Origin of the sequence: Streptomyces sp. NPDC093568 (assembly GCF_044764945.1) — a bacterium.
In the GTDB taxonomy this organism is placed as follows: Bacteria; Actinomycetota; Actinomycetes; order Streptomycetales; family Streptomycetaceae; genus Streptomyces.
Window position 1 is genome coordinate 350,760 of sequence record NZ_JBIWJD010000003.1, and the last position, 15,630, is coordinate 366,389.

At 72.1% G+C, this 15,630-nt stretch carries 12 protein-coding genes; 3 read left to right on the forward strand and 9 right to left on the reverse strand.

Annotated features, from left to right (window positions below; translation table 11 throughout):
• Window positions 1-21 precede the first annotated feature (21 nt).
• A complete protein-coding gene (locus tag ACIRD7_RS15730) occupies window positions 22-1,068 on the reverse strand; it encodes a hypothetical protein (RefSeq protein ID WP_403453382.1) in 1,047 nt (348 codons plus the stop codon).
• A gap of 139 nt (window positions 1,069-1,207) precedes the next feature.
• Entirely contained in the window at window positions 1,208-2,179 is a 972-nt protein-coding gene (locus tag ACIRD7_RS15735; protein ID WP_403453383.1) for an LLM class F420-dependent oxidoreductase, read from the reverse strand.
• A 115-nt stretch (window positions 2,180-2,294) separates the two neighbouring features.
• Here ACIRD7_RS15735 and ACIRD7_RS15740 point away from each other — a divergent pair, with 115 nt between their 5' ends.
• The gene (locus ACIRD7_RS15740) at window positions 2,295-3,731 is read left to right on the forward strand and encodes a serine hydrolase domain-containing protein (RefSeq protein WP_403453384.1); all 1,437 of its coding nucleotides are present in this window, start codon (window positions 2,295-2,297) and stop codon (window positions 3,729-3,731) included.
• Between the two features lies 1 nt (window position 3,732).
• Here ACIRD7_RS15740 and ACIRD7_RS15745 read toward each other — a convergent pair whose 3' ends face one another.
• From ACIRD7_RS15745 to ACIRD7_RS15775, 7 genes are all read right to left on the reverse strand, one after another.
• Window positions 3,733-5,331, reverse strand: coding sequence for a serine/threonine protein kinase (locus tag ACIRD7_RS15745; RefSeq protein ID WP_403453385.1), 1,599 nt, complete (start codon window positions 5,329-5,331; stop codon window positions 3,733-3,735).
• Window positions 5,332-5,488: 157 nt separating this feature from the next.
• Entirely contained in the window at window positions 5,489-6,448 is a 960-nt protein-coding gene (locus ACIRD7_RS15750; protein WP_403453386.1) for a threonine/serine dehydratase, read from the reverse strand.
• Window positions 6,449-6,574: 126 nt separating this feature from the next.
• A complete protein-coding gene (locus ACIRD7_RS15755) occupies window positions 6,575-7,657 on the reverse strand; it encodes a polyprenyl synthetase family protein (RefSeq protein WP_403453387.1) in 1,083 nt (360 codons plus the stop codon).
• On the reverse strand, window positions 7,654-8,718 hold the full coding sequence (locus ACIRD7_RS15760; protein ID WP_403453853.1) for a tetratricopeptide repeat protein: 1,065 nt from the start codon (window positions 8,716-8,718) through the stop codon (window positions 7,654-7,656). The genes ACIRD7_RS15755 and ACIRD7_RS15760 overlap by 4 nt, the downstream gene beginning before the upstream one ends.
• A 205-nt stretch (window positions 8,719-8,923) precedes the next feature.
• On the reverse strand, window positions 8,924-9,601 hold the full coding sequence (locus tag ACIRD7_RS15765; protein WP_403453388.1) for an AIM24 family protein: 678 nt from the start codon (window positions 9,599-9,601) through the stop codon (window positions 8,924-8,926).
• A gap of 65 nt (window positions 9,602-9,666) precedes the next feature.
• Window positions 9,667-11,034: a CAP domain-containing protein gene (locus ACIRD7_RS15770; protein ID WP_403453389.1), complete on the reverse strand. Its 1,368-nt coding sequence runs from the start codon at window positions 11,032-11,034 to the stop codon at window positions 9,667-9,669.
• Window positions 11,035-11,134: 100 nt separating this feature from the next.
• Entirely contained in the window at window positions 11,135-12,376 is a 1,242-nt protein-coding gene (locus tag ACIRD7_RS15775) for a serine hydrolase domain-containing protein (RefSeq protein ID WP_403453390.1), read from the reverse strand.
• 217 nt (window positions 12,377-12,593) lie between these two features.
• On the opposite strand from ACIRD7_RS15775, the gene ACIRD7_RS15780 reads away from it, so the two are divergent.
• Together ACIRD7_RS15780 and ACIRD7_RS15785 are read left to right on the forward strand one after the other, a co-directional pair.
• Complete coding sequence (locus ACIRD7_RS15780) at window positions 12,594-13,781, forward strand: ROK family protein (RefSeq protein WP_403453391.1); 1,188 nt, start codon at window positions 12,594-12,596, stop codon at window positions 13,779-13,781.
• Between the two features lie 23 nt (window positions 13,782-13,804).
• A complete protein-coding gene (locus ACIRD7_RS15785) occupies window positions 13,805-15,625 on the forward strand; it encodes an alpha-galactosidase D (RefSeq protein WP_403453392.1) in 1,821 nt (606 codons plus the stop codon).
• Window positions 15,626-15,630 lie beyond the last annotated feature (5 nt).

The window sequence follows — 15,630 nt, forward strand, 5'->3', positions numbered from 1 at the left end:
GTACCGTCGTGACCAGGTCGGCTACTCCTGCGACGCCGACCCGCCCCGCGCACCCTGAAGTGCGGCGATGCACGCGGCGATGGCCTGCTGGAGATCCTCCAACTGCTGGACCATGTCGTCCTCGACGAACTCCTGTACATCGTCGAAGGTCAGTTCCTCGAACACCTTCGTCGCCCGCTGGAGGCTGTTGTAGAACTTCGTCCGCCGCTCCTGCACCCGCAGCTCGGGGTCGGCCTCCACGGCCTCGGCGACGAGGGACTTCATGGTGTCGTAGGCGTCGCTCGCCCACTCACCGGTGTCCTCGTCGTCCTCCAGCTCGTCGATGAGCGACAGATGCCGCTCGGCCTCCTGACGCAGGTCGACAGGCGCGTCCACGGTCTGCCCGGCCGGGGTCTTGATCTGACCCGACTCGGCGATCTGGCGGACGTAGCCGATGCGGTCGGCCGACCGGCTCTCCGTGGCGACGGCCTTCTTCAGGTCGTCGGTGCGCACCACGTCCCGCGCCAACTCGGCCTGGAGGTCCGGGTCCTCGCGCACCCGGTCGAGCAGGGCCTGCCGGGCCGCGCGGGCGGTCGAGGGGTCGGCGAGGATCGCGGCGCGCAGCGCGGTCGGGTTCTCGGCGACCTCCAGGGCCTTGGTCGGGCGGATGCCCTCGGCCTCGGCGGCCTCGCTGATGGCGGTGCCGCGCTCGGAGGTGGCGCTGTTGCGGGAGACGTAGTAGCTGAGCCACACGTCGGCGTCCGGCAGCTCCACCTCCTGGCCCGGCGCGAGGGCCTCGAAGTGCGGGACGAGGCCGTCGTCGGCGGCCCGGTCCCAGGCCTTGTAGTAGCGCATGACGCGGTCGGGGGAGCATCCGGCCAGCTCCGCGAACTCCTTCGCGGACACCTTCGGCGTCTCGCCCGCGCCCTGGCCGCCGGGCCGCACGCTGCGCGCCACCATCAGTGCGAAAGCCCACCCCCCGGTCCGGGCGTAGACCCCGAACTCACGCGCGTCCCGCGCGACGAGATCGGACAGCGGGGCCTCGGGCGTGTCGGGGGACGTCTCGGGCGGGACGAACGCCAGTGTCACGGATGACTCTCCTGTAAGGCTGTACTCGGTCCGCGGAGGTGCGGACCAGCAGCCTATGGCACCCGCGGGCCCTGCTTTCGCGGTCTGCCGGGTCACCGAGCGGACCCGCCTTCGCGGTCGCGCCAGGTCACCCGTGCGGTCAGCCCAGAGCGTCCTGCAGTGCCGGCAGCAGAGTCGTCCGCGCCCAGTCGATGTACGGCAACTGCTCCTGGCCCCCGATCTGCACCAGCGCGATCTCGGTGAAGCCGGCGTCCGCGTAGGGGCGGACGGCCTCGACGAAGTCCTCCGGGTCGTCGCCGCACGGGATCGACGCGGCGACGTCGTCCGGTGTGACGAACTGGGTCGCGGCGTCGAAGGAGTCCGGGTGCGGCAGCTCGGAATTGACCTTCCAGCCACTTCCGAACCAGCGGAACATGGAGTGGGCACGCTTGACCGCGGTGTCGCGATCGGGGTCGTGGCATATCGGCAGCTGGCCCACGCGCGGCTTGCCCTGGCCGCCGTGCCGGTCGAAGGCCGTCAACAGCTCCGCCCTCGGCTCGGTCGCGATCACCAGGTCGCCGAGCCGGCCCGCGAGTTCGCAGGACTGGTCCCCGGAGACGGCGATGCCGATGGGCGGGGGATCGTCCGGCAGGTCCCACAGCCGGGCCGACTCCACGTCGAAATGCGTCCCGCGATGGTTCACATGGCCGCCCTCGAACAGCGCCCGGATGATCTCCACCGCCTCCTCGAGCCTCTCGTGCCGCACATCCACGGACGGCCAACCACCGCCCACCACGTGCTCGTTGAGGTTCTCGCCCGAACCGAGCCCCAGCCGGAACCGGCCCTCGGAGAGCAACTGCATCGTGGCCGCCTTCTGCGCCACCACTGCCGGGTGATAGCGGAAGGTCGGACACGTCACATAGGTCATCAGCGGAATCCGCGAGGTGGCCTGGGCGGCCGCGCCCAGCACACTCCACGCGTACGGCGAGTGACCCTGCGAGGCCAGCCACGGAAAGTAGTGGTCCGAGGTCACGGAGAAGTCGAAGCCCGCCTCCTCGGCGCGGACCAGATGGTCCACCAGCTCCCGGGGGCCGGCCTGCTCGGTCATCATTGTGTATCCGATCTGCACCATGCGGCCCGAGTCCCCGGGACACGGATGCTGAAAACGGGACGGATGGGGTGGATGCCGAAGTCCGCGGCATGGGGGACTCTCGATCGCCGCACGGGTGCCGGGGGAGGATGCCCCTATGTCTGCTCGCCCGTTGCCTTCGAGCACTCCCGCCGCCCAGGGCGTCGACGCCTCCGGTGTCCTCGCCTTCCTCGACGCACTCGACGCCGCCCCCGCGATCGAGCCGCACAGCCTGATGATCCTGCGGCACGGCCGGCTGGTCGCCTCCGGCTGGTGGGCGCCGTACACCGCCGAACGCCCGCATCTGCTCTACTCGATCAGCAAGAGCTTCACCGCGACCGCCGCCGCGATCGCCGCCGCCGAGGGGCTGATACGCCTCGACGACCCGGTGATCTCGTACTTCCCCGAGCTCGACGCCGACATCACCGATCCGCGCAGCCGCGCGATGCTCGTGCGGCACGTGGCGTCCATGGCGAGCGGCCACGAGACCGACACCGTCTTCGAGGCGCGGCAACGCGACCGCGAGGACCTGGTGCGCGGCTTTCTCCTGGTGCCCCCGTCCAAGGACCCGGGGACCGTGTTCGCGTACAACCAGCCCGCCACCTTCACGCTCTCCGCCATCGTCCAGCGGGCGAGCGGCCGGTCGCTGACCGAGTATCTGCGCCCCCGGCTGCTGGACCCGCTCGGTATCGGCGACGTCGCCTGGCTGCGCGACCGCAGCGGCCGCGAACTCGGCTTCAGCGGACTGCACGCCACCACCGACGCCGTCGCCCGGCTCGGCGAGCTCTATCTGCGGGGAGGGGTGTGGGAGGGCGAGCGGCTCCTGCCCGAGTGGTGGGTGACCGAGGCGACCCGGCAGCAGATCCCGACCGACAGCGCGATGCCCTGGGAGGACTGGGGGCGCGGATACGGCTTCAAGTTCTGGATGTCCCGGCACGGCTATCGCGGCGACGGCGCGTTCGGCCAGTTCTGCGTGGTGCTGCCCGAGCACGACGCGGTGATCGCGACGACCGCGGACACCGTGGACATGCAGAGCCTGCTGAACCTGGTCTGGGAGCACCTCCTGCCCGCGTTCCGGCCCGGACCCCTGACGGGGGGCGAGGCGGCGGACGCGGCGCTGGCGGAGCGGCTGGCCGGACTGGCGCTGCCACCGGCGGCCGGCGAGCCGGTACCGCCCGAGCGCGTCGAGGCGTGGTCCGCCGACTCCTTCACCCCGGACGGCGGCCGCTATGAAGGCCTGCCCAAGCTGACCGACGTCGAACTCGCGCCGGACGGTGACGGCTGGACGCTGACCCTCACCGAGGGCGGCCACGCGCTCCCACTGCGGCTCGGGGGCCCCGGATGGACGGTCACCGAGGGGCCGGTGCCCACCGCGGTCAGCGGCGGCTGGACCGACGCGGACACCCTCGCGGTGGACGTCGCCTTCCTGGAGACCCCGCACCATCTGGCCGTGACGTGCTCGCTCAAGGACCGTACGTTCACGGCAAGTTGGCGCACCGATCCGCTGCACGGGCTGCCGCTGCGGGCGATGTGCGCACCCCGGCCGGCGATGTGATTCAGTCCTCGGGCACCCGGAAGGTCCGCAGGAGCACGTCCAGGGCCTCCTGGTTCTCGGCGTCGTTCCAGTCGTCCTCCGGAGCCGACCACCGCAGCGAGTAACCGCGGTGCTCGGCGACGAGGAAGCCGCGGCCGAAGGTACGGAAGCGGGTGTCGCCCTTGTCGGAGAGCCACTCCATGTCGGCGGCGTCGTACCCCAGGTACGTGCTCGCCTCGATGTCGCCGATCCGCTGGAAGCCGCCGCGCTCCTCCAGGTCGGGCTGGACGTCGTCGCGCCATACGGCGACCGGGTCCGGGCCGAGGGCCTCGCTGTAGGTGACCGCCAGCCTGCGCTGGTCGCCGTCGGCGCCGAAGAAGACGCGGAACGCCAGGTCCGACGCGCGGGCGGTGCCGAGTGGCTGCCACCCCTCGGGCAGGGCCACGGAGAAGCCGTCAGGCGACTTGTACGTCCGGTAGCCGGCGGGCACGCCGTCGCCCTTGTCCGAAGGGGAGGGGGTGGGTGTCCCCGGCTCCGTCGCCTCCTGCGAGGGAGACGTGCTGGGCGCGGCGGAGGGGGACCGGCCGCCCGGGGGCCCGGCGGTGGCGGGCGGGCTGGGCGCGGCACCCGCGGCCGCACCGGAGTCGTCGTCGCGGCTGTTGGTCACCACGAGGACGGCGGCCGCGACGGTGACCACGGCGAGGGCCGTCCCGGCGACCATGGCACGTCTGCTCCAGGTGGGTCCCACGGGAAAGCGGCCGCGCAGCCGGGGGCGTTCCATCGCCTGGGCGGTCGCGTCGGGGTCCTCGCTCAGGACGCGTTCGAACGCCTCGCGGACCACCGGTCTGCTCAGCCGCTCCCGGGAGTCCTTGCGCAGCAGCCCCTGCACGGCCTGGGTGAGCGGCCCGGCCCGCATCGGGGCGCGCAGCGGAAGCCGGTCCACTCCCTTCAACGTGGTCTCGGGCCGGTCCCGTTCGCGATAGGGCGGACGTCCCTCCACCATCGAGTAGACGATCGCGCCGAGCGCCCACAGGTCGGACGCCGGTCCGATGCGCTCGTCGCGGGCCTGCTCGGGGGAGGCGTAGGACGGTGCGGCCACGCGGGGCACGAGGGTCGCGCCGGCCAGCCCGAAGCCGGTGACCACGACCGACCCGTCACCGCCGACGAACACCTGCCCGGGGCTCAGCTCGCCGTGCGTGATGCCGGCGACGTGCGCGGCCTCCAGCACGTCGAGCAGTTCGAGACCGATGCGCGCGGCCTTCACGTAGTTGAACGGGCCCTGCTGGGCGAGGAGTTCGCCGAGCGGGGTGCCGTCGATCCACTCGGTGACGATCCACAGGCTTCCGGCCTCCTCGACGGCGTCCAGCACGACGGCGACCCGGCCCGGACGCAGCAGCCCGATCCGCTCGGACGTGCGCAGGATGCGCGAGGTGGCCCGGCGCCGGTCGTCCGGGCTCGGATCGTCGGGGAGCCCGATCTGGGTGAGGAGGCACGGGCGTGCGGTCTCCACGTCCTCGCCGTAGTAACCCACGCGGTTCGTCTCGCGCTGGACGACATCGACGAGTCGATACCTTCCGGCAACCAACTCGGCTGTGGAGACGCGCGCCTTGACCATGGTCATCCCTCGCTGAACCCCGGCTCTCATTTCTCACAGGAAGTACGCGAGGCATGACGGGAAGCGTTCAACGAAATCCTCAACTAAAGGCCGCCTCTTTTCATTTGGATTCTTACGCGAGAGTAAGTTCGGAAAAAGCGCAGGGAAATTGAGTGTGAATCCTTCAGCGAAGGCCGAAATCGGCCGCCCAGCGCAGCACGTCCGACGTCGCCGCGTTGCCTCCGCACACGACCAGCCCGAGCCGGGCGCCGTCCCCGACCCGCTCCAGGACGCGCCGGGCCGCGGGCAGCAGACAGCCCGCGGCCGGCTCGGTCCACAGCTTGGCGTGCTCGGCGAGGTCGAGCACGCCCCGCACCGCCTCCCGGTCCGGGACCACCAGCACCTCGTCGACCGACGCGGACACGTGGTCGTACGTCAGCTGCGACACGGTCGGCGCGCTCAATGTGGACACGATCGACGACAGCGCCACCGGTACCGGCCCGCCCGCCGCCAGCGCCAGGGACATGGCCTCGGCGCCCTCCGTCTCCACGCCCCAGATCCGCACCGTCGGCCGGCGGGCGCGCAGTGCCACCGCCACCCCGGCGATGAGGCCACCGCCTCCGACGCTGACGAGGACGTCCGTGATCTCGTCGGCGTCGTCGGCCAGTTCCAGCCCGACGGTGCCCTGACCGGCGACCACCGTGGGGTCGTCGAACGGATGGACGAGGGTCAGTCCTTCATCGCGCAGCCGCGTGACGAGGGAGAACGCGCCGTCCATGTCGTCCGTCAGGCGTACGTCAGCGCCGGCCTCCTCGACGATCCTGACGGAACGGGCCGGCGCCGAACGCGGCATGACCACGGTGGCCTTCACGTCGAAGGCGGCGGCCGTCATCGCCAGGGCGATGCCGTGGTTGCCCCCGCTGACCGCCACGACCCCGGCGGCGCGCTGGGCCTCGCTCAGCGACAGCAGCTTCGCCGTCGCGCCGCGGGCCTTGAACGACCCGGTGCGCTGGAGCAGTTCGAGCTTCGCCGTGACCGGAACGCCGAGCAGGGCCGTCAGGCCTGGGCTGGGAACGGTCGGGGTGCGCACGACATGTCCGGCGATGAGGTCGGCCGCGGCTTCGACGTCCGAGATCCCGATCAAGGCAGTCACCTTTCCGGCGCGGGGGCGGATCCACGCCGATTGGCACCCTGACGCGGAGGCACGCGCAGGTCAACCCGGATGCGCGGTGGGCCGCCCAGGGCTCCCGCCCTGAGGCTGCCCCAGCTGTCAGAGATCGCGCCGCACGAGGAAGTCCAGCAGCGACCGCAGCTCCCCGGCAGGCGCCGCCTCAAGAGCCACGTCCGCCAGAGCCCCCTCCACGGCGGCTACGTGACGCCGTGCCTCCGCCAGCGCGGCCTCCCTTCCGCCCGCACGCTCGAGGTGCGCGGCCACCTCGCCGGGATCCGCGTCCGACTCCAGCAGCGCGGGGAGCCGTCCGGCGGCCGGCGCGTCGAGGGCGGCGAGCACCGGGAACGTCTTCTTGCGCTCCCGCAGATCGCCGTACACCGGCTTGCCGGTCACTGCCGGGTCGCCCCAGATGCCCAGCAGGTCGTCGACGATCTGGAAGGCGACGCCGAGGTGCCGGCCCGCCCGGTCGAGGGCGGAGACCGTCGCGGGCGGCGCGCCGCCGAGCAGGGCGCCCAGCGCGGCCGCGCAGCCCAGCAGGGCGCCCGTCTTGTGCTCGGCCATCGTCCGGTACTCGTCCGGCCGTACCCGCTCCGGGCCCGTCCAGGGGCGCGCGGCGAGCAGCAGGTCGTCGGCCTGCCCGCGCACCAGGTCCTGCAGCGCCACGGACAGCAGCCGTACGGCCCGAGGACCGGACGGCGCCGCGGCGAGCGTCTCCACGGCCAGCGCGAAGAGCGCGTCGCCCGCGAGAACGGCGGGGCCGGTGCCGTAGGCCTTCCACACCGTGGGGCGGCGGCGCCGTGCCTCGTCACCGTCCATGATGTCGTCGTGCAGCAGGGAGAAGGCGTGCACCAGCTCCACCGCGACCGCCCCTGGCACGGCGGCCCGGCCGGGCGCACCGGCCGCCTCGGCGCCGAGCACGGCCAGGGCCTGCCGTACGCCCTTCCCGCCGGAGCCGGCGGCCGGCGCACCGCCCACCTCGCACCAGCCGAAGGAGTACGCGGCCATCTCCCCGACCCACGGATGCGTCCGCCCGACCGCCTCCCGCAGCGCGGGCCGCACCAAGGACCGGCAGCGGTCGAGGACTTGGCGGGGGTCGGCCGGAGCGTGCGCCTCGGGGGAGTGGGGGCGGCCGTCGGGTGAGACCTGGGTGGACGGGGCGTGCTCGTAAGTGGAAGCCGTCACCGCTTCGCCCCCGCCCCCGCGCCCGTCAAGGCATCCTCGGCGATGCCGAACTCCTCCTGGGCCCGCGCCACCATCTCCCGCGCGTGCCGCAGCCCGATCCGCTCCAGCACCTGGGCCAGGTCGGCCAGTTCGGCGGCGGTCTCGGAGCGGTCGTGCCCGAGCCGGGCCCGTGACTTGGCCAGCCCCAGCCGGGACAGCGCCTCCCCGCGCGGCTCGCTCATGGCGCGGAACTCCGCGAGCGCCTGCTCGTACAGGTCGCGGGCCTCGGCGTAGCGCCCGGCGCGGTAGAGGACGTTGCCGCGCATCTTGTGGTTGTAGGCCAGCGCGCTGGAGAGCTTCATCGCGCGGCACGAGCTCTCCGCCTCGGACAGCAGGGCGAGCGCCCGCTCCGTGTCGCCGTCGCGCACCGAGACGATGTCGGCGAGCCCCCGCAGCGCCCAGGCGTGCCCCCGCCGGTCCTCCGCGCGCCCGGCGATCTCGGCCGCCTCCTCGAACAGGGCGTACGCCGTGTCGTACGAGCCGGTGTTGCGATGGATCTGGGCGATGCCCTCCAGCGCCCACACGGTGTGCCGCGCCTCGCCGCGCCGCCGCGCCTCGGCCAGGAGCTGCTCGTGCAGCCGGTGGACGGCCTCGTAGTCGCCCTGGATGCGGCCGGTCTCCGCCAGCCCGGCCAGCGAGTAGCCGCGTACGACGACGTCGCCGCCGCGCTCGCCGAGGTCCGCCGCGAGCTGAAGGAGCCGCCGGGCCAGCGGGAACGCGCCGCGCTGGCGGGCCAGTGTGCCGCCGCTCCACAGGGCCCAGGCCATCGCAGCGGTGTCGTCGGCCTCCCGGGCGGCGCGGTAGCTCGCCTTCCACGCCCGGTCCGCGTCACCGACGTGCCCGAGCCGGCGGTGCGCCTCGGCGACCGCGAGCCCCGAACGTGCCACCTCTCCGTGCCGACCGGCCCGCTCGGCCGCTCTCAACTGCTCGGTACCGGCGGCCAGAACGTCGGTGAGCGACGAGTTCACGGACAGGGTGGTGAGGGCCCCCTGGTACTCCGGGGCGAATGCCTTGCCGTACATCGATGCCTTTCGATCGATATGCACGCCGTGTATACGCACTGTGTATACATGGTTGGTATACGTGACGTGTATACATGGCGTGTATAGAGCGTTGAGAAACAGGCCCTGGCCGGAAGGTCGGCCAGGGCCTCACCTGTTGTCGATCAAGACGTCGGCACGGCGGCCGGGGTTGCCTGTGAGGCGCAGATCACCTCACGGCGGCGCGTCAGTGCTGCTGAGGCTTCTGCTGTGTCGCCTCGCTCGGCCGTACGACGACATACCCCTGACCTTGGAGCATCAGCTGGACGGCCTCCCCGGAACCGCCGCGCAGCATCGAGCCGAGGGACTGCGAACGATGCAGCGAGGTCTGCAGCCCGGCGGTCCAGCCGACCACCGCGTCCGTGTCGACGTACACCGGGTACTCCGGCGAGACCGGGATGACCAGGGGGTTGCCGTCGCAGACCAGCCCGAGCCTGCCCTGGCCCGTGAAGACGCTGTTGAACAGGCCGCCACCGGCGATGCCCGAACCCTTCACCGTCGCTATCCGGTAGGACAACGACGCGTCGAAACACAGGACGTTGCGGCCGTTGACCGTGAACTCGTCGCCGGGGTCGACGTCGACGATGAAGCAGTTCTGCGCCTCGTGCGCGAACCACGCCTCGCCCTGCCCGCGCACCGCCATCAGCGGCAGGCCCTCGCCCGTCACCGCCCGCTTGAGCATCCCGCCCACGCCCTGGCCCTTGCGCTCGAACTGGAGATTGCCGCGGTAGGCGACCATCGCACCCTGACGTGCGTGCATCTCGCCGTTCACCGCGTACTTGATGCACTTGGCGTTCTCTGTCGTCATGCCCGGCGCGGTGGCGGGCTGGACCATGTGCTCGCTGGAAAAGAGGTCACCCTTCATGGGGGCATCCTGTCCCGGACGGCATCCTTCCGCCTAGATCGCGGCGTGTCGCCCGTCACCGGCCGTCAGCCGCCGAAGAGTTGGGTCCAGTACGTGCCCGCCGGGCCGCCGCCCGCGAAGCCGATGCCTATGTGGGTGAAGTCCCGCTTGAGGATGTTGGCGCGATGGCCCGGACTGTTCATCCAGCCGTCCACGACCTCGCCGGCGGAGCGCTGTCCGCACGCGATGTTCTCCCCGATCGTGCGCATCCGGGAGCCCGCAGCGGCCGCCCGGTCCCAGGGCTGGGTGCCCTCGGGCGAGGTGTGCGAGTAGAAGGCGCGGACCGCCATGTCAGTGCTGTAGGCCTGCGCGGCGCCGGTGAGCGCGGGATCGACGGCAAGGGGGTGCAGACCGGCCCGGGCCCGCTCCCGGTTGGTCAGGTCGACGACCTCGGCCGCGGTGCGGGGCAGGTCGCCGGGCGTGAGCGGCCTGGCCCACAGCGCCGTCCAGTACGTGTCGCCCGGGCGCCCGCCCGTGACCTGGGCCAGGGCGGCGTGCCTGAAGGCCGGGTCGCGCAGGGTGCGGCGCGGGCCGTCGGTGCGCAGGCAGTACGCGACGAACTCGGCCGGGGTGCGGGGGCCGGACACCAGGTGCTCGCCGACGGTGACGTAGGTGTACCCGGCGGCGGTGATGCGCTGGTACACGGAGACGCCGTCAGGGCCCTCGACGCCCAGCCGTCCCGCCGAGGCCATCGCGGCGGCGTGCGCCCGGGCCGCGGACGCGAGCCGGCTGTCGAGCGTGACGGGCGGCGAACCGGCGCCCGCGCGGGCGGAGTTGACCAGGCCCAGGAAGCCGTCGGGATCGGGGGAGGGAGCGTGCGGGACGCTGAAGTCGGCCAGCGTGTGCATCGTCGTCGGCCGTGCGGTCGGCGCGAGGGGCGGCGCAGGTGTCCGCTGGGGCGGCGCCGGTGTCGCGTCCTCGATCACGTCCACCCCGAAGTCGCGCGCGAGCCCCGCCAGCCCGTCGGCGTACCCCTGCCCCAGAGCCCGCACCTTCCAGCCGGCGCCGCGCCGGTAGAGCTCCGCGAGCAGCAGCACGGTCTCCTGGCGTGGGCGCGGCGGGGTGAACCGGGCGACCAGGCGGCCGCCGGAGTCGGTGACGAGCAGCGCGGGGGCGGGCAGCCGGCCCAGGGGAGTGCCGGGATCGGCCGGGCTGACCACCACCGTGATCCGGCTCGCCCCGGCACGCAGCCGCGGTGGGTCGACCGTCAGCGTGTCGCCGTGCAGCCGGGCGCCCGGCGCGGACGGCTGGTTGTAGAACACGAAGTCGGCGTCGCCCCCGACCTTGCCGCCGTCGTCGGTGATGAGCGCGGACACGTCGAAGGGGCCGGGTACCCGGACGATCACGCCGCCGCCCGGGAGGGGCAGATTGCCGCCGGGGACCAACTCGCTCATCGGGCCGTCCTGGTGGGTGGTTCGGGATCCGGTGGGGATGTCCGGAAAACGCACACCGGATCCCGAGGGTTCCCACCCGAGGTGCGGCCGCTGGTCCACGTCAGGGGCGGGCCGGCGCCTTCCCCGGCTCGCTGTCCTCCTGCGGGTCGGCCGACCTTGCGGTGCCGCGCGACTTCTTCGTCTGCTTGCCGCAGAACGCGGAGTCCAGCGAGCCCAGCATCGTGGTGTGCACCGTGCCGCTGTTGGAGGCGTTGGCGAGCGCGGAGAAGGCGCGCTTGCCGTCCTTTGACGCGAACGCGTACGAGTAGTAGCCCTGTACGGCACCCGTGTGGCCGTAGACGGAGACCCCGCACGACAGATCGCGCCGCCGCAGCCCGAGCCCGTACGCCTGTGCGCTGCCCGCCGGCACCCACCGCTGCATCTGGGCCAGCTGGGCGCGGGAGGTCAGCCGGCCGCCGAGCAGCGCCGACAGGAAGGTGTTGAGGTCCCGCGTGCTGGAGATGACCGCGCCCGCGCTCTGCGCCCAGGACACCGTCTGCTCGGTGGCGTCGACCAGCGCCCCGCCGGCGGTGTCCGGGGTGAGATAACCGCGGGCGTGCCGGCCGGGGATCTTCGTGCCGGGGTGCACGTAGAACGTGTCGCTGAGCTCCAGCGGATCGATGATCCGGTTCTGGTACTCCGTGCTCACGGCGTGCCCGGTCAGCTTCTCGATGAGCATTCCGGCGACGATGAAGTTGGTGTTGGAGTACGAGTACGGGCCGCCCGGCGCGGTGGTCCGAGGCTTGCTGAGGGAGCGGTTCACCAACTGCCGGTAGGTGAAGACCTTGTTGCGGACCGCCTCGAAGCCGGGAACCGTCCGCGCGAACATCTCGTTGGTGTAGTCGTGCAGGCCGCTGCGGTGGCTGAGCACATGGCGCACCGTGATGCGGTCGTCGGGCAGCAGCCCCGGCAGATAGCGGTTGACCGGCGCGTCGAGCGCAAGCTTCTTCTCGTCGGCCAGTTGCAGCAGGACGACGGCCGAGAAGATCTTGGTGACGCTGCCGATGCGGAACCGGTCGGCGTTGCTGAGGACCCGTCCGGTCCCCCGGTCGGCCACCCCCACGGCCGCCCACTGGACGGAGCCGTGGTCGTCGAGCCGCGCCATCGCGCCCGGCGCGCCCTGCCGCGTCGCCGCTCGCAGGGTGTTCCGCAGGCCCGCCATGTCCGGGGCGGCCGCCGCGGCCGCCGCGACTTCGGCCCTGGTCGTGCCGGGTTCCAGAGGCGTGGCGTGCGCGGGGACCGCCAGGAGCGACACCAGGGCCGCCGCCACCGCCGTACCTCTGACCACCGCTGTCGAGACCATGCGGGTTCCTCCCGTTCCTTCGATGTGCTGTCGATACGAGAACGATCATCTGCGTGCGGGGCAACCTTCTCGCATCCCGTCACATCGCCACAGACGACGCACAGTTGGACAGACGCCGATCACCGGGTAGGAGCCCTGGAGCGCAGGGATCCGCAGCGGGTCAACTAATCCTGCTTCTTTTATTGACGGCGGAAAATAAGGGCCATAGGTTCCGCACATGTCCTCGACCCACCGCGCCGAGACGTTCCCGGCCAACACGCCGGCCGCCTCGCAGATCTTCACCACGGTCCTCAGCCACGGGCCCCTCACCCGCCTGGAGGTGGCCCGGCGGGCGGGACTGTCCCCGGCCGCCGTCACCAAGGCGGTACGGCCCCTGATCGAGGCCGGCTACCTGGTGGAGGACGTGGACGAGTCGACCCGCCCCACGCTCGGCCGGCCCGCCAACCCGGTGCGGGTCGACGGGGGACGGGCGCTGTTCATCGGCGTCAAGGTGACCGGCGACGAGATCATCGGTGTCCTCACCGACCTGTGCTGCCGGATCCGCGTCGCCCGCCACGCCCCGCTGCCGGACCCCGAACCCAAGGGCGTGCTGGCCTCGGTCGCCGAGCTGACGGGCGAACTGCTCGCGCGGGCCGCCGACTTGGGGATCCCCGTCCTCGGCCTCGGCATCGCCGTCTCCGGAGACGTGGACCGCACCGCGGGCGTCGTCCGCTACTCACCGTTCCTGGAGTGGCGGGACGTGCCGCTCGCCGAACTCGCCGCCGCGACCACCGGACTGCCGGTCACCGTCGACAACGACGTGCGCGCCCTCACCGTCGCCGAGCAGTGGTTCGGCGCCGGTGTCGGCCTGTCCGACTTCGCCGTGGTGACCGTCGGCGCCGGCATCGGCTGCGGCCTCGTCGTGCACGGCCGGGTGGTCGCCGGGGCGCACGGCGTGGCCGGGGAGATCGGCCATGTGACCGTCGATCCGGCCGGCCCGCCCTGCCACTGCGGCAACCGCGGCTGCGTGGAGGCCATCGCCGGGGATGCCGCGATCCTCCGGCGGATCCGCGAGACCACCGGCGTCGAGGTCGCCGACACCGCCGAGGCCGTGGCGCTCGCCCACCAGGGGGTCGCCGGGGCACGCGAGGCCTACGCCCGCGCGGGCGAGGCGATCGGCCGCGGCATCGCCACCGTGGCCAACCTGCTCGGCCCCGAGCGGGTGATCATCTCCGGCGAGGGCCTCGCCGCCCATGACCTGTTCGCCGAGCAGATCCGCGACGCGTTCGCCGCGGCCGCGTTCGGCTCCGCCGACCGGTGCGACGTACAGACCCGCCCGCTGCCCTTCGAGGAGTGGGCGCGCGGAGCCGCGGCCACCGCCATCCAGTCCTTCATCCGAGCCGACGACCAGCGCCAGAACCGCTGAACAAACCCAGGGAGGCCCGACCCATGAGGTCATCCTCGTACTCCGCCATGCCCGCACGCGCCCTGAGAGCCGTGGTGGTCCTGGCCCTCACCGCCGGTGTCACCGCCGCCGTCCCCGCCGCACAGGCCGGGACCACCACGCCCCCGGCCGCCCCGACCACCACCACCGGCGTGGCCGCCGAGCCCTACATGGGCTGGACGAGCTGGACCATGCAGTCGTCGAAGTACCCGGGCCTCAACCCGAAGGGCGACTACAGCTATCTCTCCGAGGCGAACGTCGACAAGCAGACCGACGCCATGGCCGCCAAGCTGAAGAAGTACGGCTACGAGTACGTCAACATAGACGCCGGCTGGTGGATGGACTGGTCCTGGAAGTCGCAGTTCGACGAGTACGGACGGCAGAAGGCCGACCCGGTGCGTTTCCCCAGCGGCATGAAGGCCGTCGCCGACCGCATCCACTCCAAGGGCCTCAAGGCCGGCATCTACCTCCCGGTCGGCCTGGAGAAGGGGGCGTACAACGACGGCAGGAACCCGATCTGGAACGCCGACGGCTGCACGACCGGCGACATCGTCTACGACGACCTGCGCACCACCAACGGCTGGGACAGCGCGTACAAGATCGACTTCTCGAACCCCTGCGCCCAGAAGTACATCGACTCCCAGGCGCGGATGTTCGCCGACTGGGGCTACGACTTCCTGAAGCTCGACGGCGTGGGCCCCGGCTCGTTCAAGGACGGCGACAACTACAACAACGTCGCCGACGTCGCGGCCTGGCAGAAGGCCATCGCCACCGCCGGCCGCCCGATCCACCTGGAGCTGTCCTGGTCCCTCGCCTACGGGCACGTCGAGGACTGGAAGAAGTACTCCAACGGCTGGCGCATCGACACCGACGTCGAGTGCTACTGCAACACCCTGGTCACCTGGGAGAACTCGGTCGACGACCGCTGGGACGACGCCCCCGCCTGGACCGGCCACGCCGGCCCCGGCGGCTGGAACGACCTCGACTCCCTCAACGTCGGCAACGGCGAGATGGACGGCCTCACCAAGGCCGAACGGCAGAGCTACGCCACCCTCTGGGCGATCGCCAAGTCCCCGCTGTTCACCGGCGACGACCTCACCAAGCTCGACTCCTACGGCCTGTCGCTGCTGACCAACCGTGAGGTCATCGGCATCAACCAGAGCAGCGCCCCGCCCGCCGAGCCCGTCACCGCCTCCGACCCGCAGCAGGTGTGGGCCGCGAAGAACCCCGACGGCACCTACGCCGTCGCCCTGTTCAACCTCTCCGACGCCCCCGCCTCGGTGACCGCCGACTGGTCCACGCTCGGCTTCAAGGGCAAGGCCTCCGTGCGCGACGTATGGAACAAGGAAGGCCTCGGCACCTACACCGACAAGATCACCCAGGCCCTCCCGGCCCACGGCTCCCGCCTGTTCACCGTCACCCCGCGCGGCACCGCCCTCGCCTGGACCGCCCACGAGGCCGAGGCGGGCACCAACACCCTGAGCGGCAACGCCTCCGTGGCCGACTGCTCCGCCTGCTCCGACGGCCGCAAGGTCGGCAACCTCTACACGGGCGGCAAGGTCACCGTCAACGACGTCACGGTGGCCAAGTCCGGCACCTACCAGATCAAGGTCGCCTACGTCAGCGGTGACGCCCGGTCCGTCCTCGTCTCGGCCAACGGCGGTGGCGCCACCTCGCACAAGTTCGCGTCCACCGGCGACTGGGGGACCGTCAACAGCGTCTACGTGCCGGTGAAGCTCAAGGCCGGCGCCAACACCGTCACCTTCGACAGCGGCACCGGCTACGCGCCGGACATCGACCGGATCGACGTACCGAAGTCCCTCTGACCTCC

Excerpts from the sequence above, each read along its gene's own strand:
- ACIRD7_RS15735 (WP_403453383.1), bottom strand. The coding sequence starts at position 2,179 with ATGGTGCAGATCGGATACACAATGATGACCGAGCAGGCCGGCCCCCGG.
- ACIRD7_RS15740 (WP_403453384.1), top strand. The coding sequence starts at position 2,295 with ATGTCTGCTCGCCCGTTGCCTTCGAGCACTCCCGCCGCCCAGGGCGTC.
- ACIRD7_RS15745 (WP_403453385.1), bottom strand. The coding sequence starts at position 5,331 with ATGACCATGGTCAAGGCGCGCGTCTCCACAGCCGAGTTGGTTGCCGGA.
- ACIRD7_RS15760 (WP_403453853.1), bottom strand. The coding sequence starts at position 8,718 with ATGTACGGCAAGGCATTCGCCCCGGAGTACCAGGGGGCCCTCACCACC.
- ACIRD7_RS15765 (WP_403453388.1), bottom strand. The coding sequence starts at position 9,601 with ATGAAGGGTGACCTCTTTTCCAGCGAGCACATGGTCCAGCCCGCCACC.
- ACIRD7_RS15770 (WP_403453389.1), bottom strand. The coding sequence starts at position 11,034 with ATGAGCGAGTTGGTCCCCGGCGGCAATCTGCCCCTCCCGGGCGGCGGC.
- ACIRD7_RS15775 (WP_403453390.1), bottom strand. The coding sequence starts at position 12,376 with ATGGTCTCGACAGCGGTGGTCAGAGGTACGGCGGTGGCGGCGGCCCTG.
- ACIRD7_RS15780 (WP_403453391.1), top strand. The coding sequence starts at position 12,594 with ATGTCCTCGACCCACCGCGCCGAGACGTTCCCGGCCAACACGCCGGCC.
- ACIRD7_RS15785 (WP_403453392.1), top strand. The coding sequence starts at position 13,805 with ATGAGGTCATCCTCGTACTCCGCCATGCCCGCACGCGCCCTGAGAGCC.